This window comes from Oryzihumus sp. (assembly GCF_036391795.1).
Classification (GTDB): domain Bacteria; phylum Actinomycetota; class Actinomycetes; order Actinomycetales; family Dermatophilaceae; genus Oryzihumus.
Genome location: NZ_DASVZH010000186.1, coordinates 24,933 through 47,398, shown reverse-complemented (window position 1 = coordinate 47,398; position 22,466 = coordinate 24,933). Strand labels below are relative to the sequence as shown.

Sequence of the window (22,466 nt, the reverse complement as noted above, 5' to 3'; positions counted from 1 at the left end):
GGCACGCGTGCGCCGAGCTCGGGCTGCGCGCACGGCGGGTCGGGCCGTGTGCCCCCACCGTCGCGGCCGGCGAGGCTGCGGTCGGCGCCGTCACCGCGCGGGGGGACTGCACAGCCGTGGTCGCCTACAACGACCTGCTCGCGATCGGGGTGCTTCGTGGTGCCGTCGCGGCCGGGATCAGGGTGCCTGAGGACCTGAGCATCGTCGGGTGCGACGACATCTTCGCCGCCGAGCTCGTCACCCCGGGCCTGACCACCGTCGCGGCCCCGCTCCGGGCGCTGGGGGAGACCGCGGTGCACAACGTCATCGCCATGGCCCGGGGGGCCCGCAGCCGGGCCACCGCCCCGGTGGTGCTGCCGACCAGGCTCGTCGTGCGCAGCTCCACCGGCCCGGCTCCCGGTCGCTGAGCAGGTTGCGGTCAGGGATGGCAACTCGTGGCAATCGATTGTCAGCCCTGCCCCACCACACGACGCTGGGCCCCATGCCGACGGCCCCACCCACCCTGCACGTGCACCCGGACCGCCTCCTGCCACCCGAGCCCCACCTGCGTGACATCGCGCGCCGGTTGTATGACGCGGTGCGTCACCTGCCGATCATCTCGCCGCACGGGCACGTCGACGCCGCCGTCCTCGCGGACGACCTGCCCTTCGATGACCCTGCCTCGCTCCTGGTCAGCCCCGACCACTACGTCACCCGGCTCCTGCACGCGCAGGGCGTGCCGCTGTCCGAGCTCGGCGTCGGGGCCGGCCGGCTCGACGAGCAGCAGGCACGCCGGGCCTGGCGTCACCTGTGCACCCACTGGGCCGCCTTCCGGGGGACCGCGGCGCGCTACTGGCTGGAGTGCCAGCTGCACGAGATCTTCGGCGTCACCACGCGACCGTCTGCGGAGACGGCCGACGACATCTACGACATCGTCGCTGCCCGCCTGGCCGAGGACACGTTCCGTCCCCGGGCGCTGTTCGGGCAGTTCGGGATCGAGGTGCTCGCGACGACCGACGACCCGTGTGCGGACCTCGGCGCGCACGCGACGCTGGAGGCCGACCCGCAGTGGGGCGGACGCGTCATCCCGACGTTCCGGCCGGACCGACACCTGGAGCCGGCCCGGCCGGGGTGGGGTCAGGCGGTCACGGAGCTTGGTGAGGCGGCCGGGATCGACACCGGTGACTACGCCGGGTACCTCGCCGCGCTCGAGGCCCGACGGGCCCACTTCATCGAGCACGGCGCCACCTCGTCCGACCACAGCCACCTGGACGTGCGTGCCGAGTCCCTCGGGACACGAGAGGCGGCGCGCCTGTACGCAGCAGCCCTGGCAGGCACCGCCACGCCGGCCGAGGCGACCGCCTTCCGCCGGCACATGACCATGGAGATGGCCCGCATGTCGGTCGAGGACGGGCTGGTGATGACGCTGCACCCGGCGGTCCGGCGCAACCACCATGCCCCGACCTCGGCACGGTTCGGCAGCGACACCGGCCACGACATCCCGGTCCGGGCCGAGTTCACCCGCGCCCTGCAGCCCCTGCTGGAGCGCTACGGCACGCACCCGAACCTGCAGCTGGTGCTGTTCACCACCGACGAGTCCGTCTACTCCCGCGAGCTGGCGCCGCTGGCCGGCTTCTACCCCTCGGTCTTCGTCGGCGCGCCGTGGTGGTTCCTGGACGCCCCGGAGGCGATCCACCGCTTCCGCTCGGCCGTCACCGAGACCGCCGGGTTCACCCGGACGTCCGGTTTCATCGACGACACACGGGCGTTCTGCTCCATCCCGGTCCGGCACGACATGTCCCGGCGTCTCGACAGCGGCTGGCTCGCGCGGCTCGTGGCGGACCACCGCCTGGCCGAGGACGAGGCGCTCGAGACGATCACGGAGCTGGTCAGCGTCAACCCGCGCCGGGCCTTCCGGCTGTGAGCCCCACCCGTGTGCCGTCCGGCCAGGTGACGCCCTCGCGCCGGCTCAGCCGGACCGAGCCCGCGCCCCCGGTGCGCATCGTCCACCTCGGCCTCGGCGCGTTCTTCCGGGCCCACCTGGCCTGGTACACGCAAGGAGCCTCCGACGCCGGGCAGTGGGGGATCGCGGCGTTCACCGGTCGCAGTGATGCCGCCGCCCGCGTGCTCGCAGCCCAGGACGGCCTCTACACGCTCCTCACACGCGGGGCCGACGGCGACACCGCCGAGATCGTGAGATCCCTCGCGGCCGTCCATGCGAGCACCGACCACGAGGCCTTCCTGGGCTACCTGCGGGACCCCGCCGTCGCGGTGGTCAGCCTCACCGTCACCGAGGCCGGGTACTGCCTGGGTGCCGGGGGAGGGCTCGCCCTCGCGCGAGAGGACGTGCGCGCCGACGTCCGGGCGCTGCGCACTGACCCGACGGCCCCGGTCACCACGATCCCGGCGCGGGTGCTGGCCGGTGTGCTGGCCCGCCACGAGGCCGGGCTGCCTCCCGTCGCGGTCATGTCCTGCGACAACCTCCCGGACAACGGCGCGGTCATCGCGCGGGTCGTGCGCGACCTCGCGGCCGAGGTCTCACCCGCCCTGCCCGCCGTCGTGGACCGGGTCGAGTTCGTCAGCACCATGGTCGACCGGATCACCCCGCGGGCCACCGAGGGAGACCGCGAGTCGGTCGCCGCCACCATCGGGTGGCGTGACGACGCGCCGGTGGTGACCGAGCCGTTCAGCGAGTGGGTCCTGCACGGCGACTTCGCGTCGGACCGGCCCAGGTGGGAGACCTCTGGTGCCAGGTTCGTGGCCGATCTGAGGCCGTTCGAGCAGCGCAAGCTGTGGCTGCTCAACGGTGCGCACTCGATGCTGGCCTACGCGGGCGGCGTCCGCGGACACCGGACGGTCGCCGAGGCGGTCGCCGACCCCCGCTGCCTGCGTGAGGTCGAGCAGTGGTGGGACCAGGTGGAGCCCCACCTGGCCTTCGGGCGGGAGGAGGTCGCGGCATACCGGAGTGCGCTGCGCGGCCGTTTCGCCAACCCGCGGATCCGGCACGAGCTGGCCCAGATCGCCGTGGACGGGTCCGTGAAGCTGCCGTTGCGGGTCCTGCCGGTCCTGCGGGCCGAACGCGAGGCGGCCCGGGGCCCCGGGGCGGTCGCCCCGCTGTTGGCGGCCTGGGTGCTGCACCTGCGAGGTGCCGGACCCCCGGTGGTCGACGTGCACGCCGAGGAGCTGGCGCGCCTCGTGAGCGGACCGCTCGAGGCAACCGTGCGAGGGGTGCTCGCCCGCTGGGGGCCCGACCTCGCGGCCGACGACACGCTCGTGCGGGCGACGCTCGACGCCGCCGCCGGGCTGACCCCCTGAACCATTTCCGAGCCCCGAGGAGAGGCCGCCATGAAGATCGCCCACGCCGAGGTGCTGGTCACCAGCCCCGGCCGCAACTTCGTCACCCTGAAGCTGGTCACCGAGGACGGCCTGGTCGGCTACGGCGACGGGACGCTCAACGGCCGCGAGCTGGCGGTCGTGGCGTACCTCGAGGAGCACGTCCTCCCGCTGCTGACCGGCCGCAACGCCCACGCCATCGAGGACACGTGGCAGTACCTCTATCGCGGCGCGTACTGGCGACGCGGCCCGGTCACGATGGCGGCGATCGCGGCCGTCGACGTGGCTCTGTGGGACCTCAAGGCCAAGGCCGCCGGCATGCCCCTGTACGAGCTGCTCGGCGGGGAGTCACGCCGCGGGGCCCTGGCGTACGGACACGCCTCGGGCAACGACCTGCCCCAGCTGTTCGACTCGATCCGGGAGCACCTCGACCTCGGCTACCGCGCGGTGCGCATCCAGACGGGAGTTCCCGGACTGGGCCAGATCTACGGCGTGGCCGGCGGCGACGGGGACCGCTACGACTACGAACCGGCCCGCCGGTCGGCCGTGGCGCTGGAGGAGGTCTGGGACACGCGGGCCTACCTGCGGCACGTGCCGACCGTCTTCGAGGCGGTGCGCCACGAGTTCGGCCCCGAGCTGCCCCTCCTGCACGACGGGCACCACCGCATGACACCCAACCAGGCGGCCGCGCTGGGCCGGGCGCTGGAGCCCTACGACCTCTTCTGGCTGGAGGACTGCACCCCTGCCGAGAACCCGGAGGCGCTGCGCCGGGTGCGCTCGCAGACGACCACCCCGCTGGCTGTCGGCGAGGTGTTCAACAGCGTCTTCGACTACCAGACGCTGATCACCGAGCAGCTGATCGACTACGTCAGGTCCGCCGTGACGCACACCGGCGGGATCACGGCGCTGCGGAAAATCATGGACTTCGCGGCGGTCTACCAGATCAGGTCCGGCTTCCACGGGCCGACCGACATCTCCCCGGTCGGCATGGCTGCCGCGCTGCACCTCGACATCGCGCTGCACAACTTCGGCATCCAGGAGTACATGCGCCACTCCCCGGCCACCCTGGAGGTGTTCCGGACGAGCTACACGTTCGTTGACGGGCTGCTCCACCCCGGGAGTACGCCGGGCCTCGGGGTCGAGGTCGACGAGCAGGCCTCACGAGCCTTCCCCTACAGCCCCGCCTACCTCCCGGTGAACCGGCTCACCGACGGCACCGTGCACGACTGGTGAGACGCGCGATCCGCGCACGAGGAAGGCCCCACACGGTGGGGCCTTCCTCGCACAGCACGCCGCGGCGTCAGGCGTGGGCTCCCTGCAGGACGTCGACGCCGCGGTGGGGCTGGACGAGCCCGTCGAAGAGCGCGATCCACCCGTCCGCGTTGTCCGCCCGCAGCGGGATGATCGCCTGGTAGGCGTCCGAGGCATACCAGGCGGCCGCGCCCTCGGCCCCGGGGAACTCGATGACGATCAGGGCGCCGGGCCAGGCGCCCTCCTTCTCCTGCGCCCGGGCCCCGTGGACCAGGAACCGGCCGCCGAACGGGGCGAGGGTCTCGTCGATGCGACGCAGGTACTCCACGACCTCGTCGTTCAGGTCGACCCGGGTGAGGATCCCGACGGCATAGCTGGGCGTGGGCACCGTGGTCACACCTGCGCCGGGACGCGGTCGAGGAAGCCGAGCACGCTCGCGACCCGGCCGTCCTGCCCGACCTCCACCACGTCGAACCCCACGACGAGCGGCTCCCGGCCCGCCGGGCCGAGCCCCCACTGGAAACGGGCCTGGGCGTGGTGGGAGTCGACCTCGCCGAGCAGCTCGAAGACCATCCCCGGGAACTGCTCCTGGACCGCGCCGATGGCCGCGGCGATCTGCTCGTGCCCCTGGACGTCGACGACCGGGTCGACGTAGCGCCCCGTCGGGGCCCACAGGCGCTGGACCGCCTCCCGGCGAGCGGTGGCGTCCGTCTCGTTCCACGCCTCGACGTAGTGCTGGGCCAGCTGGGTGAAGTCGGTCATCGTCTCGTCCTCGGTCCGGTCCAGCGCGGGCTGCGTCGGGTCACGGGGACGATCCTCGGGGCAGGCCCGTAGCCAGTCGATTACCTCAAAGGTCATGGCACGGCCGCGGGTCAAGACGATGGAATGCCGCCATGACGATCGCCACCGCGCCGCACCCGACCGTCGGGCACCTCATCCGGGCCTGGCGACAACGCCGGCACCTGACCCAGCTCGACCTGGCCAGCAGCTCACGGGTGTCCACACGGCACCTCAGCTTCGTGGAGACCGGCCGCGCCAAGCCGACCCGCGAGATGATCCTGCACCTGTCGGAGAGCCTGGACGTCCCGCTGCGCCAACGCAACGAGCTGCTCCTCGCCGGGGGCTTCGCGCCGGCGTACCCCGAGCACCGGCTGAGCGACGCCCCGATGTCGGCGATCAGCGACGCGGTCAACCGGATCCTCGACGCGCACGACCCGTACCCCGCCGTCGTCGTCGACCGTCACTGGGAGCTGGTCGCGGCCAACCGCGCGGCGGGCATCCTCATGGAGGACGCGGCGGCGCACCTGCTGGAGCCGCCGGCGAACGTCCTGCGGCTCAGCCTCCACCCCGACGGGCTCGCGCCCCGGATCGTCAACCTCGCCGCGTGGCGTGCGCACCTGCTCGGCCGGCTCGAACGGCAGGCGCACTCGACCGGCGACGCCGTCCTCTCCACGCTGCTGGACGAGCTGCGGGAGCTGCCCGGAGATGACGACGGCCACCAGTACCGCGATGCCCTGGTGGTCCCGATGCGGTGTCGCGTGCGCGGGCAGGAGATCTCGATGTTCAGCACCACCACGGTCTTCGGCACACCGCTGGACGTGACGGTCTCCGAGCTGGCGATCGAGACGTTCTACCCCACTGACGAGCAGTCAGCCGCAGCGCTGCGCTCGTGGCAGGAGGGACAGGCCTGAGCGCAACCCTTCGTCGCCGGGAGTGAACCGGGGGAGCGTCGGCTGTCGTGTGTGGACTGAACCCACAGCTCGGAGCCGGTGCCCACCCCGGGAACCGGTCCACGAAGGAGATGAGCATCCATGACGACCCTTCCTGCCATGACGCGGAACGCCGCACGGCTGGGCGTCGCGGTCGCGGTGCCGGCGCTGCTGCTCGCCGCCTGCGGCACGTCCTCGTCCAGCTCCAGCGGTGGCTCGAGCTCACAGGCTGCCGGCAGCCCGAGCAGCGCGGCGGCCGCCAAGGTGACGGTCGAGACCCACAGCGGGCCGGTCGGCACCTACCTGACCGACAGCTCGGGGCGCACGCTCTACCTGTTCGTCGCCGACAGCGGGGGCAAGTCCGCCTGCTCCGCTGCGTGCGCGAAGTACTGGCCGCCGCTGACGACCACGGGGTCCCCGACCGCCGCCGGCACGGCGAAGACCGCCATGCTCTCCACGATCACGCGGGCGGACGGCTCGAAGCAGGTGACCTACAGCGGCCACCCGTTGTACTACTTCGCCGGCGACGCCGCCGCGGGTGACCTGAAGGGGCAGGGCACCAACGGGTTCGGCGCCAAGTGGTGGGTGGTGTCACCGGCTGGTGCGTCGATCACCATGATGGCCGGGGCCGGCGGCTCGTCCCCGTCCTCGACGAAGAAGTCCGGTGGCGGCTGGGCATGACCTCGACGGCCCCGGTCGACCGCACGGCTCCGGGCGTCCCGGGGGCCAGACCCCCCGGCTACCAGCGGCGAGCCCAACCCGCCGAGCCGATCAGGTCCCCGGCCTTCCTGGGCGTCGTCCTGGTCTCGTTCGGCGGCCCGCTGGCCCTGGCGGCCCTGTACGCACCCACGATCGTGGCCGACGCCGGCGCCTCGGCGGGACTGGTGACCGTCAGCGCTGCCGTCGTCTTCGCCGTCCCGCTGCTGGTGTGGCTGCGCTACTCCCGCCACGTGGCCGGCTCCGGCGGCCTCTACGCGTTCGTCGAGGCCGCCGCCGGCCGGCGGGTGGCACTGGTCCAGGCCGGTCTGTGGACCGCGAGCTACGTGCTGTACCTGCTCTACACGACCGCCTCGATCGCCTATGACACGTTGCCCGTGGTGCTGCCCGGCATCCAGCCCTACCGCCCGCTGGTCGAGGTCGCGCTCCCGCTCGTCCTCGCGGCCGTCATGCTCGCGGGCCGTGCCGCCACCCTGGCTGTCACCGGCCTCCTGGCGGTCGTCCAGATGGCCCTCGTCGCGGCCCTGGCCGCCGTGACGTTGGGGCACGGCGCGGCTGCCGGGTCGTTCACCCTGCAGGCGCCGGTCGGTGCCGTCCGCACCGCCACTGCGCAGACTGCCCTCCTGTATGTCTGTGGCAGCCTTCCGCTGTTCCTCGGCGGGGAGCTCGCAGCCCCCACCAGGACCATGCGGCGGGGGCTGGTCTGGGGCTACGTCCTGGCCGCGGCCGGGGTCGTCGCGACCGTGGCACCGCTGGCCGCCAACCCCGCCTTCACCCGCGCGCCGATCCCCGGCGTGGCGGTGGCCCGTGTCTTCGGTGGGCCCGGGCTGGCCGTCGCCGTGGGCCTCGGCGTGGCCGCCAGCATCGCCGGGGTGATGCTCGTGGAGTTCCTGGCCCTGAGCCGGCTGCTGCACGTGGTCACCAACCGGCCCACCGGGACCGTGACCGCCGCCCTCGCCGTGCCGCTGGTCGCCGCAGGGCCGATCAGCCTCATCAACCCCGAGGCCTTCTACAACGCCCTGCTCAAGCCCTCCCTCGTGGCCCTGTGGCTCAGCCAGCTGGTCGTCTTCGCGGTCTACCCACGCTTCGCAGCGCGCCGGGGCGGCAACCGGGTCCTCAGCACCGCGCTCGCGCTGGGCGCCTGCGCGTTCGCCGTCTACGGCATCTACGCCACCCTGCAGCACGCCACGACGTGACCACACCGCGGGAGGCGGGGCGATGCCCTACGCCGTCCCGTACAGCGCCTCGAAGTTCTCGTGGAGGATGCGCTCCTTGAGCTCCTCGCTCACGTCCGCACCTGCGATCTTGTAGTACTCGCCCCAGAAGTCGCTCCACGGCTCGTCCGATGCGAAGAGCACCCGGTCCTGCCCGACACCGCGCCGCTCGATCTCGGTCATCAGCCAGCGGGGACCGAACCCGATCGCCCAGGTCGTGTCGGTGTACACCTTGTAGCCCTGCTCCACCCAGTCCAGGAACTGGGGGACCAGCTTGATGTGACCGCTGACCCCGCCTCCGAAGTGCACGATGTGGATCTTCACCCGTTTGCCGAACTCCTCGATCATCGGGATGAAGTTGTTGATGTCCGAGGCGCCGCCCGCGCTGGTGTGGAAGTGGAACACGAGGTCGTGCTGCTCCGCTGCCGCGAAGCAGGCCTCCGCGACCTCGCGCGTCCCGGCGTCCCAGGTCTCCGGGTTCGGGTTGCCGCCCAGGAGGAAGGTCGTCTTCAGCGCCACGATGCGCGCCTCGCCGGCCCTCTCCAGGGCCCGCATCGTCAGCTCCCGGTTGCCGGGCAGGAACGAGACCCACAGGCCTCCGCTGAGCCGCTCGTCCCGGGACACGGCCTCCAGCACCACGCCGTTGAGCGAGAACGGCTGCTCCTGGACGGGGATGCCGTAGTTGGGCAGGACCAGGCCGCGTTCGAGCCCCCGGAGGTCCAGGTGGTTCTTGAGGTAGTCGTCCGGGCCCGCGAAGTCGTACACCGTGGGCTTCACGGGGGTGGGCAGGTTGTAGAACTTCCACGCCGCCAGCTCCCCGATGTGGCTGTGCGCGTCGATCACGCGGCGCGTGACCCGATCAGCAGAGGCCATCGTCCGCCCCTTCCGTACGGCTCAACCGGCCGGCTCCGCTCGCCGGCTCAGGTCGAGACAGGTGGTGGGCAGGCGGCCCCAGCCCGCCTGCCGGGAAACCCTGCGACCGGTCACACGGTCCAGGTCTGCATGAGCAGCGCACCCGCCCGGCGGGCGGTGAGCACGGCGTCGAGGACGTCCAGCGGGTTGATCGGCCGTACGCCTTCCATCATGTCGATCTCGCGCATCCCGTAGAGGGCTGCCGCAGAGAACCGGCACGCGTACACGTGGCCACCCTCGTCCATGAACGTGCGCAGCTGCTTGTTGTACTGCTGCTCCCCGGGGAACGCCTCGTCGCCGACCCTGGGGTACCCACGCGTGGCGGCGGCCATGAGGGAGCCGGGCCCGTAGAGCACCAGGTGGGTGTCGAAGCCCTTGCGGCGGATTCGCGTCGCCGTGAGCATGTTCACCAGCCCGACCGAGCCCTCGAACGGCACCGTGTGCATCATGATCCAGGCCTGCTCGCCCGGTTCGGCCTGGATGTCCTCGAAGACCTTGTCCTCGTAGTCGACGATGGCGTCACCGATCTTGACCCGTTCTCCGACGATCTGTGCCATGGCGGTTCTCCATTCTTGCGGTGGTGCGTGTGGCCTTCGTGGGCGGCGGGCGCCGGCGACGGGCTAGACCCCCGGCGGCCGGCGGCCCGGAGGGTGCGCCCAGGAGGTCCACTGCTGGCGGTGGCTGCCGGGCATCGCCCACAGCACCCTCCTCCGGATCGACCAGGGCACGAGGTGGTAGGCGGGAGCGAAGACCCGTTGCCAGAACAGCTCGCCCGGCCGGTGGGGAGGGCGAGGCCGGGCCCCGCCGTACTGCCGCCCCACCTGGTCCTGGGCGAAGACGAGCAGCTGGTGCTCGGCGTGGTGGCGCAGCCACTGGGAGACGGGCACGTCACCCTCCACCGGCGAGGGTGTCCAGGCCGTTCTGCGCCGCCAGCACGATGGGCTCGTTGAGGGCGCCGATGGCGGGGGAGTAGACGTTCTCCATGGCCGCGAGGTCGCGCAGCGTCAGCCCGAACTTCACCGCCGTGGCGAGGAAGTCGGCGCGTTCCTTGATGCCTTCCTGGCCGACCATCTGCGCCCCGATGAGGCGCAGCTGCTCGGGCTCCGCGAGCAGCTTGACCCTGACGGGCCGCACGCCCGGGTAGTAGCGGGCCCGGGAGATCCCCTCCGCGCGGCCCACGACGAAGGGAAGGCCGAGCGCGGTGGCCAGCGTCTCGCCGAAGGAGGCGCCACCGATGACCCACTTGCCCGCCGGCGTTCCCCACGGCACGTAGACCGGCTGGTAGCGCTTCGTCCCGCCGCCGGCGTTGAACCCCGCCACCTTGCCCTGCGCGTAGGCGTGGCTGCCGGTCAGCCCGGTCACGCCCACCCGGGTCACGCCGTGCGGCAGCTCGGCGCAGTCCCCGGCGGCGTAGACGTCGGGCGCCGACGTGGCCATGCGCTCGTTGACGACCAGGCCGCCCGTCGGCCCGGTCCTCAGGCCGGCCCGGGCGGCGAGGGTCACGTTGGGTTGCTTGTGGGTGCTGAGGACGGCGAGGTCTGCCGGGATCTCACCGCCCGTCGTGCCGACCGACTGGAGTCTCTGGGTGCCGTTGAAGGAGGTGAGCGTGGTGTTGAAGTGCAGGTGCACGCCCATCTCCTGCCAGGAGTCCTGCACCGGCGCGATGATGTCCGGGTCCACCACGTCGGCCAGCGCCCAGGGCTGCGGGTCGACGAGGTGGGTGTCGATCCCCCGGTGGGCGAGTGCCGTGGTCATCTCCAGACCCAGCGGCGTGGCGTGCACCACGACAGCCGAGCGGACGGTGTCCAGGACCTTGTCCCACTCCATGGCCCGCCGGATGTTCTTGACGTAGTAGAGGCCGTCGAGCCGCCCGCCGGGCACGCCCGGGTCGGAGTACTCGAAGCCGGTCGCGACCACGAGGCGGTCCCAGGGGACCTCGCCCTCGCCGACGACGTCGATCACCTTGCGGTGCAGGTCGATCGAGCTGACCCAGGTCTCGTAGTGCACGTCGATCCCGGCCTGGACGTAGGCCTCCTTCTGGGCCAGGAAGAGGCGCTCGAAGCTGTCGATCTCCTTGCCGTGGACGTAGGGGATCCCGCACGGGCTGTAGCCCACGTCCTCGAACTCGGTGTAGACGGTGACCTCGTTGCGCGGGTCTGCGGCCTTGACCCCACCGGCGGCGCCGATCCCCGCGGCCCCGCCTCCGATGACCAGGATCCTGTGTGGCACGAGCGCTCCCCTCGGCCAGACGTCCGGAGGATGGATGCCGTTTAGTATCGGCAACTTCTGGTCACGATAGTGTCAGCCCCCGCAAAGCGGAAGAGCCGTCGGGACGAGGTCCGGGGTGGTCCGTCAGAGCAGCGGCGGCTCGTCCGGACCAGCCACCTGTATGCCGAGTGAGGGCACCTCCCGCAGCGTGTTGGTCACGTAGCAGACGCGTTCGGCGACGGGGACGAGCGGTTCGAGCAGCTTGGCGGGGATCGCGGAGGAGACGGCGAGGTCGATCCGGGCGAACGACAGGCCGGCATACGTCCCTGTCGCCCGGACCTCCAGACCCGGCAGCTCGATCCCCGCCTTGCCCGCCGCATAGAGGAGGGCGAGCAGGAAGCACGAGGCGACGGAGGCGAGGAAGAGGTCGGTGGGCTGCGGGCCGGTGCCGCTGCCGCCGGCCGTCGGCGGCTCGTCGACGACGAGGTCGAAGTCCCCGGCCCGGACCACCGCCCGCAGGCCGCCGTCCCACCGGGCGGCCACGGACCGCTGCGACCCGCTCACTGCTGCGCCAGGGCGGTGACGGCGGCGCGGAAGCAGGCCAGGGGAGCCGACGCGACCCCGGCACCCACCTGTCCGGTCCCGGAGGTGGCGTCCAGGATGCCGGTGGTGACCCGGGGCGTTGTGTCGAGCTCCACGACGGAGCGGACGTCCACGCCGAGCGGGGTCCCCGCGTTGTGCCATGTCGGGAGCTTGAAGCGGGTGCTCTGGGTGACGCAGACGGCCTGCATCTGCCGGGTCAGCGCCGCCGCGGCGGACATGGTGCCGCCGAGGAACCCGGCGACCGCAGGCGAGCCCGCGGCGGCCGCGGCCCCGAGGCCGACGAGCTCGAGCACGGCGCTGTCGCCGATGTCCGGCGCGCTGTCCTCCGGGCCGTGACCGGGGTAGTACAGGGCCTCGGCCACCGGTGGCGCGGGCGCCAGGTGCACCTCCGCCGAGCCGGCGAGCCGGATGCCGAACGACGTCCCGTTGCGGCACATCATGGTGACGACACTCGACCCCTCGATCTGCTCGGCCCACAGCGCGACGGCCTTGGCCGCCGCCATCGCCAGGTTGAGGAAGAACAGGTGGTTGCCGGACAGGAAGCGGGCCAGCTCGACCCGCCCGTCGCCGGGCAGCGCCACGAGGTGGGGCAGCAGGGTGCGGATCAGCAGGTTGGTGGAGGCCTGGGTGCGCAGGTGGACGTCGTCGCCCATCTGGAGCCCCTGGGACGCAAGGGCGAACAGGTCCAGCGGCCCGGAGTGCTGGAGCACCTCGCGCAGCAGGGGCCCGGCGACGTCCTTGAGGAAGACCAGCCGCTCGACCGCGCCGGGCGTGTCCCGCCCGAACCAGGCCGTGTCGCCCGAGCCCTGGTTCAGCGGCGCGAACGCGCGGGTGCCACCGTTTGGGTTGTCCACCGCGAACAGCGGCTGCGTGGGGCCGATGGCCGTGGCCATCGGCAGGACGACGTCATGCCGGTATGCCGGTTCCAGGGCTACCCCGCCCGCCTCCAGCAGGCGGTCGGCGCCGGGCACGTCCCGTGCCCAGCCCTCGGCGACCGTGGCGGAACGCAGGGACCGGCGCAGCGGGTCGCACGCGTCCGCCCAGGCGAGGGCCGGCCCGCAGTGCAGGAGCACCCGGCCCGAGAGATTCGGGAGGACTGCCTCCGCCGGCTCGCAGCCGACCAGCAGCGGCACGCCCTGGTCGAGGCGGCGCACCACCTCGGCGTTGGCCCGGTCGATCGCCTCGCCACGCTCGCCCTGGAGGCGCTCCAGGGCGTCGACCATCGCCGGGTCGCCGCCGGCCGGGATCCGCCAGTCGACCTGCTGCACCGGCACGGCCTGGTCCCGCACCGCGTCGGCGAACCGCGTGAGCCCCACGTTGACCACCTCGACGTCCTCAGGCAGCCTGACCCGCGGCTCGGGCGTCGTCATCACGCCACACCCGTCCCGGCCAGCTCACGCGCCCGCTCCAGCAGCAGCGCGGTGGCCTCGTCGAGGTCCTGCCGGCGACCACGGACCGTGCCCTCGAGGTCGCCCGCCTCCTGCCGGCACTGCGCCACCATGGCCCGGACGGCAGGGGGTGCGGCCCCTCCGGTCCCGGTCCGGGAGGCCACGATGGCCCCGGGGTCGAGGACCTCGGCCAGGTCGCGCCCGGCCAGCCCCCACGAGCGTCCCGTCTCGGCGCGGGCGACCTCGTCGAGCATCTCGCCGGTGATGGCCCGCCCAGGGATGCCCCGACGGCTGGCCTCGCGGACGGTCCGGCCCACCACCACGTAGGCGCTGCGGTAGTCGACGCCGCAGGTCTGGACGATGTGCTCGCACAGGTCCGTCGCCTGGGTGTAGCCGGCGTCGAGCTCCTGGGCCATGCGCGCGGCGTTGACGTGCAGCGTGCGGACCACGCCACTCATCAGCCGCGTCACGCGTGTGGACAGGTCCAGGGCTCTCGGCACCTCGCCGTAGGCGAAGATCAGGTTGTCGCTGCGCGCAGACGGGCTCTTGGCCACCGCGAGGAAGCCGGTGAGCCGGCCGATGACCACCCCGGAGGCGCCGCGCACGATCGAGAGCGCGTAGGGGTTGCGCTTCTGCGGCATCAGGATGCTCGCGCGGGTGTAGCCGTCGTCGAGGTCGACGAAGTCGAACTCGCTGCTCGACCAGATCTCCAGGTCCTCGGCCAGCTTGCTCAAGGTCGAGAGCAGGCTGGCGGCGGTGGCCAGCACGTGGATGAGCCCGTCGATCTGCCACATCGCGTCCCGCGTGTGCTCGATGACGTCGTCGAAGCCCAACGCGGCGGCGATGAAGGACCGGTCGTCGAGCAACCGGGTGCCGTTCACGCAGCCGGCGCCGCCGGGGCTGCGGTTGACCCACCCCAGTGCGTCCAGCAGCCGCTGGCCGTCCCTCAGTGCCGGGTAGGCGAAGGAGAGGACGTAGTGGCCGAACGTCGACGGCTGCGCCTGCTGCAGGTACGTCTGGTCCGGCATCAACGTCGCGACGTGCCGGCCCGCCAGGTCGGTGGCCTCGCGGGCGAACGCGGCCACCTCGTCGACGAGGTCGAGCAGCTGGCGCCGGACGTAGAGCCGTAGCGCGATGCGCGCCGCCTCCCGCCTGGGCCGTCCGGCGTGCAGCCAGCCGGCCACGTCCCCCAGGCGCTCGACGAAGTAGTGCTCCCGCGAGTTGTACGGCTCGCCGAGCGCCGGGTCGTAGGGGAAGCGCGCGGCGTCGGTGCCGTGGACCTCCAGCAGGACGCGTTGCAGGTCTCGCGCCGCCGCCTCCGGGATGACGCCACGCCGGCGCAGGTCGAGCACGTGCGCGATGTCGGCCAGGTTGAGCCCGTCGTGCAGGAACGGCGCGTCGGCGTTCTCGAGGGTGAAGCCGCTCTCGACCAGCTCCGGGGCTGCCGAGCCGACGGGCGGACCGCTGCGTCGTGGGCGAGCGTTCATGGCTGTGCTCCCTGGACGAGGGCGGACAGGGCAGCGGCGACGCCCCCGGTGTGCCAGAAGACGACCGGTGCCGGTGTGCCGTCGCGGATCTCCCGGCGCAGCAGGCTCATCGCCTTGGCCCCGTAGTAGGGGTCCAGGAGCAGCCCCTCGTGGCGCAGGGCGATCGCCGCGCTGGTCCGGTCGTCCTCCGAGGGCACGCCGAAGCCGGGGCCGCGGCAGTCGTGGAGCTCGACGTCGGTGCCGACCGGGGGAGTCAGGCCCAGCAGCCGCGCGCACTCGCCGGCGATGCCCAGCACCTGGGCGTGGGCCTCCTCGGGCTCGCGGCTGACCGACGCGCCGAGCACCCGCCACGGCAGCTCGAAACCCACCTGCCCGGCCACCAGGCCGCCTTGCGTGCCCCCGGAACCGGTCGCGACGACGACGACCGAGGGCGAGACCCCCGCCGCGGCACACTGTTCGGCGAGCTCCCTTGCGGCGCAGGCGTACCCGGCGGCACCGACCCCGGTGGCACCGCCGCGGGGCACGGCATACGGTCGGTGGCCCCGGGCCGTCAGTCGCGTCGCGTGCTCCGCGACGGCGTCGTCCAGCTGCTCGCGGCTCGGGGCGGCGTCGAAGTGCAACCGCGCGCCGGCCGCGCGGGCCAGGGCGAGGTTCACCGTGGGGGTGGTGGGGGCCGGCCCGCTGAACAGCAGCTCGCACGCCAGGCCGGCGGTGGAGGCGGCCATCGCCGCCGCCGCGCAGAAGCTCGAGGACGGGCTCCCTGCGGAGACCAGCACGTCGGCCCGGCGCGCCACCGCGTCGCCGATGAGGAACTCCAGGGCCCGAGCCTTGTTGCCGGCGACGCCGAAGCCGGTCAGGTCGTCGCGCTTGAGGTAGATCGGCCCGGCTGCCAACGCTCCTTCCAGCCCGCGGGCCCGGACGAACGGGGTGGGCAGGGTCGCCAGCGAGGCCCGGGCCAGGGTCACGGCCATCGGTCCGGCTCCGCGTCGCGGGCCGCGCGGGCCCGGCTGACCACGATGTCCACCATCGTGCCCGCGGCCCCGGTCGCGGGCACGGCCAGCCAACGGCGGCAGTCCTGCTCCGTGGCGGCGCCCGCGGCCACGAGTGCGTCGACGACGTGGGTGACGTCCGCGGTCCCGGGGCTGAGCACCTCGTGCATCAGCCGCTGCGCCGTGTGCTTCCCGACCTTCCCGGCCAGCCCGGCGAGCAGGCGCTCGGACGCGATCCGGTCGCCGTGGCTCTCCAGGTTGACCCGCATCGCCTCGACGTCCACCTCGAGGCCGGAGACCAGGCGGCGGGCGACCTGGAGCGCCACCCCCGTCAGCAGGCAGACCTCGGGGAAGGCCGACCACTCGGCCTTCCAGCCGCGGCCGTCGCGCTCGTGGACCGCGACCATGCCCTCGACGAGGACGCCGGCGTTGGCGCGCACCAGCCGGGCCAGGGTGTCGAGGTGCTCGCTGCCCTCGGGGTTGCGCTTGTGCGGCATCGTGATGCTGCTGACCGCCTCGGCCGTGCTCGGTTCGCGCAGCTCGCCGATCTCGGGTCGCTGCAGCTCGAGCACCTCGGTCCCGATCCGCGCCAGCGTGCCGCACACCATGGCCAGCAGGCCGCCGAACTCGGCGACCCGGTCGCGCGAGCTCAGCCACGAGATCCCCGGGTCGCCCAGGCCCAGCTCCGCGCAGAACTGCTCGCGCAGCGCCAGGCCCTGAGGCTCGAAGAAGCCGAGCACCCCGACGGCCCCACCCAGCTGTCCGACCAGCCAGCGCGGCCGTCCCTCCCGCAGCCGGTCCAGGTGGCGGCGAACCTCGTCGGCCCAGGACGCCGCCTTGAAGCCGAAGGTGATCGGCGCCCCCGGCTGGCCGTGGGTCCGCCCGGCCATGACCGTGTCGCGGTGAGTGACGGCGAGCCCGAGCAGGGCGTCCTCGATCGCGCGCAGGTCGCGCCAGATGAGCGCGCCGACCTCGCGCATGGCGAGGGCGAACCACGTGTCGGTGACGTCCTGCACGGTGGCGCCCGCGTAGACGTGCTCCCGCGCGGTCTCCGGGAGCACGTGCTGCAGCGCCCGGATCAGGCCGAGCATCGAGTGCGAGGTCATCCGGGTCTGCTGGGCCACCAGGTCGAGGTCGAGCGAGTCGACCCGCGCGTGGGTGGCGATCTCGGCGGCGGCTTCGGCCGGGACCATCCCCAGCTGGGCCTGGGTGGTCGCCAGCGCGGCGAGCACGTCCAGCCACGCCTGCAGCCGGGCCGGTTCCTCGAACAGCGACCCGAGCTCGGCCGTCCCCCACAGGTGGGCGTACTGCCGGGAGTCGGTCAGGCGGGTGCCCACGAGGGCTCCCACTCGCGCACGATCCGCTCCAGGGCCTCGGAGACCTGGGCGAGGGTGGCGCCCCACGGCACCACGACCTGTCCGGGCTCGGTGAGAACCTCGTGCTCCAGCAGGCAGCACCGGGTCAGCACCGCGCCCGGGGTCGGCCCGGCCCGCCGGGGGCAGGTGTCGACCTGCTCGGCCCGCTCGCCGTAGAACCACTCGTGGATCTGCTGCGAGCGCTCACAGCCGAGCAGGGTCCACGCCCGGTGCTCCGGCCGCTGGTCAAGGTACCAGGTGGTGCTGCCCTGGACGGTGACCCCGCCGCCCCGGCAGGGCAGCAGGTAGGCCTTCGCGGGGTGGGTGCGTGCCAGCTCGGCGAGGTCGACGACCTCGGCGACCAGCTCGATGGGGGGCAGGTGCTCGGCGACGTCGAGCAGCCGTCGGGTCTGGTCGAAGAGCTTCGCGGGATGCGGCGGGACGACCTCACGGACCGTGAGCCGCAGCGGCGCGGGGTCCACGATGAAGCTGATGTGGCCGTAACCGTCCTGCATGACCACTCCGCGCCTGCCGGGCGCCTCCTCCAGGGCCGCGCGCGCCAGCATCGAGGGCACCGCCGCGTCCAGGTCGGGGCGGACCACGAAGGCGCACTCCTGCGGTCCGGCGAGGAGGTTGACCGCGGTGATCGGCACGAACAGCGGGTCCGCGCCGCCCTCGACGGACGCCTTCTGCACCGACAGGATCGCGGTCTGTGCACCGCGCCGGACCACGATGAACCGGGTCCGCCGGTAGGCCTCCAGGCCGACGAAGTGCGCCGCCAGCGAACCCTCGTCGAGCTCACAGGTGACGTCGGAGACGGCCACGCCCCGGTAGGCACCGGGCACCAGGTTGGGTCGGTGCGCCGCCGGCGTCCGGCTCACGTCGTCACCCAGGGGGCGTGGACGGCGCAGGTGTCCGCCCGGAGCCCGAGCCGCAACGTCTCCAGGGCCAGGACGTCGGCGAGGGGGATGTTGGCCAGGTTCACCTCGGGGCCGTGCTCGCGGATGAACCAGGCCTGCTGCTCCTTGCGGGGGGCCTCGAAGAACACCCGGTCCAGACCGCCGCCGCGAAGAGCGGCCTGCACGAGCTCCTCCCGCACGGTGCCGTCGGGGCGGTAGAGGCCGACGGTGCCGCTCTCCCGGCCCTCCGCGATCACCCAGCGCGCCCCGGCGTCGAGGTCACCCGCGACCTCCGCGGCCCACTCCGCGGGGCTCGCGTGCTCCTGCGGGTCCTTGCTGCCCACCTCGGAGAGCACCACGAAGCGGCCTGCCGCGCGCCGGATGAGGTCGCGCTTGTCCGCCAACGGCATGGGCGCCACACCCCGGGAGACCTCGACGCAGGCGAGTCCGGCCTCGAACGCCCAGTCCAGGCACTCGCCGACCTTGCCCTGGCACCAGGCGATCTCCATCAGGGTGCCGCCGAGGCAGGCCAGCACGTCGGCCGCCTCGAGCAGGGACAGCTTGGCCGGGAGCCCGGGGTCGACGTAGGCGATGCCCCAGCCGAGCTTCCAGAGGTCGAGGTGGGCTGCGCCGGTCGTCAGGACCGCCTCGGTCGCGGCGACGCTGGCCCCCGTGTCGAGGACGTGGGTCAGTCCCGCGACGCGCGGCTTGCTTCCTCGCTCCGGCAGACTCAGAAAGGTCGGCAGCGACACGTCTTCTATGTTAAAAGCCTCATACACTTTCCGACAGGGTGCCGGAGGGAGGTGGCCATGGACGCGACCCCGGGCGGGCCCGACGGGCTTGGTGACCTGGAGCAGCTGGCGGCCCACCTGCGCACGCACGCGGCCCTGCGGGCCAAGGCGGAGATCGGCCTGGTCAGCGAGGTGATGGGCACGGCGAGCTGGGTCCACGGCCCCGGGGACGACGGGGCGGTGGTCCGGATGGGCGCCACAGGCGCGGCCGGGTCCCCCGACGGCCAGGTGATCGCCTGCGGGGAGGCGCTGCTGCCCGCCTTCGTGGCCCGGGACCCCTACGGCGCGGGCTTCGCAGCGGTCCTGACCAACGTCAACGACCTGGCCGCGATGGGGGCGGAGCCGCGCGCCATCGTCGACACCATCGTCGGCACCGTCGACCTGGCCCGGGAGGCGCTGCGCGGCATGCAGGCGGCGAGCCGGCTGTACGACGTGCCGGTCGTGGGTGGGCACCTCACCCTGCACGACGGGCCGCCTGCCGTCTCCGCCTTCGGCGTCGGGACGGCCGGTGCGGTGCTGTCCCTGACCCACGTCGCGGCGGGACAGGCGCTCGTGGTCGCGTGCTGCACCGATGGCACGATGCGCGCGGACTTCCCCTTCTTCCGCTCCTTCGACGAGCGAGGCGCGGAGCTGGCCGGGGACGTGCGCCTGCTGGCCCGGATCGCCGGGTCGGGTGCCGCCGTCGCGGCCAAGGACGTGAGCATGGCCGGCCTGGTGGGTTCGCTGGCCATGCTGCTGGAGTGGGGCCGGTTCGGCGTCACGGTGGACCTCGACCGCCTGCCCCGGCCAACCGGCGTCCCGATGGCCGCGTGGCTGACCTGCTTCCCGGCCTACGCCTTCCTGCTCTGCACACCGCCGGACCGCGCGCAGGAGTGCGCGGCGGCGTTCCACTCCCGCGGGCTGGACGCCGCAGCCGTGGGCGTCATCGACGACACCGGGCTGCTCCGGCTGGCCTCCGGTGGCCGGCAGGCGACGGTGCTCGACCTCGCGGTCACCCCGGTGACCGGCTTGCGGCGCTGACCCTGCCCCCGGCGGACCACGACCTCAGGCGCCGGTCCCCTCGGCGAGGGCGCGCGCGAGGGAGGCGCCCCTCTCCGGTGAGGGCAGCGCGATACGCATCTGCTGGTGGGGCAGGCCGACGTACGTCTCGGGCGCGCCCACCGGCTCCCAGCCCAGCCGGGTGAAGAACGTGACGTTGGGCAGCTGGATGTGAGCCACCATCGCGCGGCCCCCGCGGGCCCCGGCGAGGGCGACCGCGCAGCGGACCAGCGGCGCGCCCAGGCCCCGGACCCGGAACGGCGCCAGGACGGCGAGCCGGTCTCCCTGCCACAGGCCCGCCAGGGCGTCGAGCTCATACAGCCGGACGCTGCCCGCGACGACGCCGTCGCAGCACCCGACGACGTGGACCGTCGAGGACCGGGCGTCGCGCTCGTCCCGGTCCGAGCCGGCGAAGACCGCCTGCTCCAGGACGAAGACCTCGTGCCGCACCGCGAAGTGCGCGACCAGCTCCTCGGACGAGCCCGCCTCCCGGCACGTGACGGGCGACGGCGCGACTGTGGCGGGGCGGAGGTCGGCTGCCCGGCCCGGCCGGGTGGCGGAGGCATCGGCGGCGGTCACGGCATGCCCTCGCGGTCACCGGGGCCGCGGCGGCCGGCCGATCTGCAGCAACGGCGAGGACCGCAGGGCCGAGGCGACCGGGGTGAGCCCGGAACACGCCTGGCACCGCGCGCAGCCGGCCTTGGCGATGGCGGGGTGCATGCCCCGGGCGGCCATGTAGCCGGCGACGGCGCGATACATCCGCTCGGTGTAGGCCGCGTCCGGGGGGAGGGCATCCTCCATCAGGCTCCCGGCGACCGGCCGGAGCGGGACGACGAACGGGAACACCCCCAGGTCCACCGCGCGCCGGCAGCCGTCCAGGGTCAGGTCGGGGTCCTCGCCCATGCCCAGGATGACGTAGGTGGAGACCTGCCCCCGGCCGAAGACCTCGACGGCGCGGGTCCAGGCCTCGACGTAGCGCCCGATCCCGGTGCGGGCCTTGGCCGGCGCGACGCGGGCCAGCACGTCCGGGTCGAAGGACTCGACGTGGATGCCGACGGAGTCCACCCCCATCTCGCCGACCTCGTCGATGACGTCGAGGTCGCGCGGAGGCTCGAACTGGATCTCGACCGGCAGGCCGGAGGCCTTCTTGACCGCCTCGGCGCAGCGGGCCACGTAGCGCGCCCCGCGGTCGACCCCGTTGGAGCTGCCCGTCGTCAGCGTGGCGTCGACCGCCCCGTCGAGCTCCTTGGCCGCGACCGCGACCTCCGCGAGCTGCTCCGGGGTCTTCTTGACGATGGTGCGCCCCGCCTCGAGCGACACCTCGATCCCGCAGAAGCGGCACTGGTTCTCGTTGCCCCAGTAGGCGCAGGTCTGCACGACCGTGCTCGCGAACGAGTCCAGGTGGAGCAGGCCGATCTTCCAGTAGGGGACGCCGTCGGCGGTGGCCAGGTCGTAGAAGCGGGGACGGCGCTGGGTGGATGCCGCGGCCAGGCGCTCGCCGTCGCGGAACACGGCATACCCCTCGTCCTCGGCCCGCAGGACGTAGGGCGAGCCGGCCGAGGCCTGGTTGTCCGTCGGCACGGTGACCGGGTAGCCGCCGACCCAGAGCATCCCGGAGTCCGTCGGGCCGGCGCCCCCGCGCCGCCGCTCGAGGGGCACCTCCACCCTCAGCCCGCGGGACTGCAGGTCCACCACCAGGGCGGCGATCCCGGCGGCGGCCGCGTCCGGCGGGGTGGCAGGGGGTCCTGGGTGGACGCTCATGGCTCTCCCCAGTCGTTCACTGAGCGAAACGAACCGTATCCCTTAGCAAACGTTTCGGCCGCTGCGCCTGTCAAGGTGCCGAAGGACGGTCACCGGCGCGCCGACAGCGCCTCGCGGTGACGCTGCAGGGCCGCGACCCAGGAGGCCCGGTCGCCGTAGGCCTCGCTCACCTCCGGGGCCGACATCCCGTCGGCCGTCGGGGCCGGGATCACCTGCACCTCGTATGCCGTGTCGGCCGCGCCGCCGGACTCCACCACGCCGACGAGCATGGTGCCGGTCGGCACGTGGAGCTCGACCCGGCGGTACTCCCCGGTCATCACGGCGTCGGCGTCCGGCTCCTCGACCAGCCACTCCTGCCCCGCCGCCCGGGCGGCCGCGACTCGCTGCTGCGCCCGGCGGGCCCGGTCCCGGGCCCACAGCTCCCGGCACCGGACGGCGCAGGCCGCGTCCACCACGGTCTCGGGCGAGAGCCCGCCCAGCTCGGCCGAGCGCTCGCCGGACGTGTCGGTCAGGGACTCGACCAGGCGGTCCCTCTGTGCCAGCACCGCCCCGATGTCCGGGGAGCTGGAGCGCAGCCCGGTCAGCAGCCTGCCGGTGGCGGCGACGGCCCGCTCGTACCCGGCCGGGTCGACCAGCGCCAGGGGATAGAGGCGGGACTCGGCCGCGGTGAACCGGGCCGCCGCCTCCGGCGGGACGGCGGGGGTGCCGGACCCGGGCTGCGTCACGGCCAGCCCCCTGGTCCGCCCATGCTGCATACACCATCGGCCATGCCTACATCGTATGATGTACGCACCTGGCCGTGACCGGTCCAGGACCGACACCCTTGAGGAAT

General features: G+C 73.3%; 24 protein-coding genes. 8 read left to right on the top strand and 16 right to left on the bottom strand.

Translation table 11 applies throughout. The features are described from left to right. From VF825_RS11230 to manD, 4 genes are all read left to right on the top strand, one after another. A partial coding sequence (locus VF825_RS11230; protein ID WP_331113243.1) for a substrate-binding domain-containing protein occupies positions 1-407 on the top strand: 407 nt, incomplete at its 5' end. Positions 408-481: 74 nt separating this feature from the next. After that, a complete protein-coding gene (gene uxaC / locus VF825_RS11225; RefSeq protein WP_331113239.1) occupies positions 482-1,903 on the top strand; it encodes a glucuronate isomerase in 1,422 nt (473 codons plus the stop codon). Continuing rightward, positions 1,900-3,294 (top strand): mannitol dehydrogenase family protein, encoded by a 1,395-nt coding sequence (locus tag VF825_RS11220; RefSeq protein WP_331113237.1) that lies wholly within the window; start codon positions 1,900-1,902, stop codon positions 3,292-3,294. Before uxaC ends, VF825_RS11220 begins: the two co-directional genes overlap by 4 nt. Positions 3,295-3,324: 30 nt before the next feature. Further along, positions 3,325-4,545 (top strand): D-mannonate dehydratase ManD, encoded by a 1,221-nt coding sequence (gene manD / locus VF825_RS11215; protein ID WP_331113235.1) that lies wholly within the window; start codon positions 3,325-3,327, stop codon positions 4,543-4,545. A 67-nt stretch (positions 4,546-4,612) separates the two neighbouring features. On the opposite strand, the gene VF825_RS11210 is transcribed toward manD, so the two are convergent. Both VF825_RS11210 and VF825_RS11205 read right to left on the bottom strand, forming a co-directional pair. Continuing rightward, positions 4,613-4,951 carry a DUF1330 domain-containing protein gene (locus tag VF825_RS11210; protein WP_331113233.1) on the bottom strand — a complete coding sequence of 113 codons (339 nt, stop codon included), beginning with the start codon at positions 4,949-4,951 and terminating at the stop codon, positions 4,613-4,615. 5 nt (positions 4,952-4,956) lie between these two features. Then, positions 4,957-5,421 carry a nuclear transport factor 2 family protein gene (locus VF825_RS11205; protein ID WP_331113231.1) on the bottom strand — a complete coding sequence of 155 codons (465 nt, stop codon included), beginning with the start codon at positions 5,419-5,421 and terminating at the stop codon, positions 4,957-4,959. Positions 5,422-5,456: 35 nt separating this feature from the next. On the opposite strand from VF825_RS11205, the gene VF825_RS11200 reads away from it, so the two are divergent. The 3 genes from VF825_RS11200 (at position 5,457) to VF825_RS11190 (ending at position 8,185) form a co-directional block, all read left to right on the top strand. Beyond that, positions 5,457-6,254 (top strand): helix-turn-helix transcriptional regulator, encoded by a 798-nt coding sequence (locus tag VF825_RS11200; protein WP_331113229.1) that lies wholly within the window; start codon positions 5,457-5,459, stop codon positions 6,252-6,254. A 138-nt stretch (positions 6,255-6,392) separates the two neighbouring features. Continuing rightward, positions 6,393-6,953: a hypothetical protein gene (locus VF825_RS11195; protein WP_331113227.1), complete on the top strand. Its 561-nt coding sequence runs from the start codon at positions 6,393-6,395 to the stop codon at positions 6,951-6,953. After that, the gene (locus VF825_RS11190) at positions 6,950-8,185 is read left to right on the top strand and encodes a hypothetical protein (protein WP_331113225.1); all 1,236 of its coding nucleotides are present in this window, start codon (positions 6,950-6,952) and stop codon (positions 8,183-8,185) included. The genes VF825_RS11195 and VF825_RS11190 overlap by 4 nt, the downstream gene beginning before the upstream one ends. Positions 8,186-8,212: 27 nt before the next feature. Here the strand turns inward: VF825_RS11190 and VF825_RS11185 are convergent, their stop codons facing one another. The 11 genes from VF825_RS11185 to VF825_RS11135 form a co-directional block, all read right to left on the bottom strand. After that, positions 8,213-9,076 (bottom strand): amidohydrolase family protein, encoded by an 864-nt coding sequence (locus VF825_RS11185; RefSeq protein ID WP_331113223.1) that lies wholly within the window; start codon positions 9,074-9,076, stop codon positions 8,213-8,215. 110 nt (positions 9,077-9,186) lie between these two features. Then, positions 9,187-9,672 carry an MSMEG_0572/Sll0783 family nitrogen starvation response protein gene (locus VF825_RS11180; RefSeq protein ID WP_141788909.1) on the bottom strand — a complete coding sequence of 162 codons (486 nt, stop codon included), beginning with the start codon at positions 9,670-9,672 and terminating at the stop codon, positions 9,187-9,189. Positions 9,673-9,735: 63 nt separating this feature from the next. After that, entirely contained in the window at positions 9,736-10,002 is a 267-nt protein-coding gene (locus VF825_RS11175) for a hypothetical protein (protein ID WP_331113219.1), read from the bottom strand. A gap of 1 nt (position 10,003) precedes the next feature. Continuing rightward, on the bottom strand, positions 10,004-11,344 hold the full coding sequence (locus VF825_RS11170; protein WP_331113217.1) for an FAD-dependent oxidoreductase: 1,341 nt from the start codon (positions 11,342-11,344) through the stop codon (positions 10,004-10,006). A 123-nt stretch (positions 11,345-11,467) separates the two neighbouring features. Then, positions 11,468-11,866 (bottom strand): OsmC family protein, encoded by a 399-nt coding sequence (locus VF825_RS11165; RefSeq protein WP_331113214.1) that lies wholly within the window; start codon positions 11,864-11,866, stop codon positions 11,468-11,470. Between the two features lie 17 nt (positions 11,867-11,883). Next, the gene (locus VF825_RS11160; RefSeq protein ID WP_331113212.1) at positions 11,884-13,296 is read right to left on the bottom strand and encodes a DUF1116 domain-containing protein; all 1,413 of its coding nucleotides are present in this window, start codon (positions 13,294-13,296) and stop codon (positions 11,884-11,886) included. Next, positions 13,296-14,801, bottom strand: coding sequence for an argininosuccinate lyase (gene argH / locus VF825_RS11155; protein ID WP_331113210.1), 1,506 nt, complete (start codon positions 14,799-14,801; stop codon positions 13,296-13,298). Before argH ends, VF825_RS11160 begins: the two co-directional genes overlap by 1 nt. After that, entirely contained in the window at positions 14,798-15,772 is a 975-nt protein-coding gene (locus VF825_RS11150) for a 1-aminocyclopropane-1-carboxylate deaminase/D-cysteine desulfhydrase (RefSeq protein WP_331113208.1), read from the bottom strand. The genes argH and VF825_RS11150 overlap by 4 nt, the downstream gene beginning before the upstream one ends. Beyond that, complete coding sequence (locus tag VF825_RS11145; protein WP_331113206.1) at positions 15,763-17,139, bottom strand: adenylosuccinate lyase family protein; 1,377 nt, start codon at positions 17,137-17,139, stop codon at positions 15,763-15,765. The genes VF825_RS11150 and VF825_RS11145 overlap by 10 nt, the downstream gene beginning before the upstream one ends. Beyond that, positions 17,112-18,026 (bottom strand): DUF7714 family protein, encoded by a 915-nt coding sequence (locus tag VF825_RS11140; RefSeq protein WP_331113204.1) that lies wholly within the window; start codon positions 18,024-18,026, stop codon positions 17,112-17,114. The genes VF825_RS11145 and VF825_RS11140 overlap by 28 nt, the downstream gene beginning before the upstream one ends. Continuing rightward, a complete protein-coding gene (locus VF825_RS11135) occupies positions 18,023-18,796 on the bottom strand; it encodes a phosphosulfolactate synthase (protein WP_331113202.1) in 774 nt (257 codons plus the stop codon). The genes VF825_RS11140 and VF825_RS11135 overlap by 4 nt, the downstream gene beginning before the upstream one ends. Before the next feature lie 57 nt (positions 18,797-18,853). Between VF825_RS11135 and VF825_RS11130 the strand changes: the two genes are divergently transcribed. Beyond that, the gene (locus tag VF825_RS11130; RefSeq protein ID WP_331113200.1) at positions 18,854-19,855 is read left to right on the top strand and encodes an AIR synthase related protein; all 1,002 of its coding nucleotides are present in this window, start codon (positions 18,854-18,856) and stop codon (positions 19,853-19,855) included. Positions 19,856-19,879: 24 nt separating this feature from the next. Here the strand turns inward: VF825_RS11130 and VF825_RS11125 are convergent, their stop codons facing one another. From VF825_RS11125 to VF825_RS11115, 3 genes are all read right to left on the bottom strand, one after another. Further along, entirely contained in the window at positions 19,880-20,452 is a 573-nt protein-coding gene (locus VF825_RS11125) for an MSMEG_0567/Sll0786 family nitrogen starvation N-acetyltransferase (RefSeq protein WP_331113198.1), read from the bottom strand. Positions 20,453-20,467: 15 nt separating this feature from the next. Then, positions 20,468-21,634, bottom strand: a complete 1,167-nt coding sequence (locus tag VF825_RS11120; RefSeq protein ID WP_331113196.1) for an MSMEG_0568 family radical SAM protein — start codon at positions 21,632-21,634, stop codon at positions 20,468-20,470. Between the two features lie 89 nt (positions 21,635-21,723). Beyond that, entirely contained in the window at positions 21,724-22,359 is a 636-nt protein-coding gene (locus VF825_RS11115) for a hypothetical protein (RefSeq protein WP_331113194.1), read from the bottom strand. Between the last annotated feature and the right edge of the window lie 107 nt (positions 22,360-22,466).

Excerpts from the sequence above, each read along its gene's own strand:
- VF825_RS11160 (WP_331113212.1), bottom strand. The coding sequence starts at position 13,296 with ATGACGACGCCCGAGCCGCGGGTCAGGCTGCCTGAGGACGTCGAGGTG.
- VF825_RS11120 (WP_331113196.1), bottom strand. The coding sequence starts at position 21,634 with ATGAGCGTCCACCCAGGACCCCCTGCCACCCCGCCGGACGCGGCCGCC.
- VF825_RS11185 (WP_331113223.1), bottom strand. The coding sequence starts at position 9,076 with ATGGCCTCTGCTGATCGGGTCACGCGCCGCGTGATCGACGCGCACAGC.
- VF825_RS11195 (WP_331113227.1), top strand. The coding sequence starts at position 6,393 with ATGACGCGGAACGCCGCACGGCTGGGCGTCGCGGTCGCGGTGCCGGCG.
- uxaC (WP_331113239.1), top strand. The coding sequence starts at position 482 with ATGCCGACGGCCCCACCCACCCTGCACGTGCACCCGGACCGCCTCCTG.
- VF825_RS11190 (WP_331113225.1), top strand. The coding sequence starts at position 6,950 with ATGACCTCGACGGCCCCGGTCGACCGCACGGCTCCGGGCGTCCCGGGG.
- VF825_RS11130 (WP_331113200.1), top strand. The coding sequence starts at position 18,854 with ATGGACGCGACCCCGGGCGGGCCCGACGGGCTTGGTGACCTGGAGCAG.
- VF825_RS11180 (WP_141788909.1), bottom strand. The coding sequence starts at position 9,672 with ATGGCACAGATCGTCGGAGAACGGGTCAAGATCGGTGACGCCATCGTC.
- manD (WP_331113235.1), top strand. The coding sequence starts at position 3,325 with ATGAAGATCGCCCACGCCGAGGTGCTGGTCACCAGCCCCGGCCGCAAC.
- VF825_RS11200 (WP_331113229.1), top strand. The coding sequence starts at position 5,457 with ATGACGATCGCCACCGCGCCGCACCCGACCGTCGGGCACCTCATCCGG.
- argH (WP_331113210.1), bottom strand. The coding sequence starts at position 14,801 with ATGAACGCTCGCCCACGACGCAGCGGTCCGCCCGTCGGCTCGGCAGCC.
- VF825_RS11205 (WP_331113231.1), bottom strand. The coding sequence starts at position 5,421 with ATGACCTTTGAGGTAATCGACTGGCTACGGGCCTGCCCCGAGGATCGT.
- VF825_RS11150 (WP_331113208.1), bottom strand. The coding sequence starts at position 15,772 with ATGGCCGTGACCCTGGCCCGGGCCTCGCTGGCGACCCTGCCCACCCCG.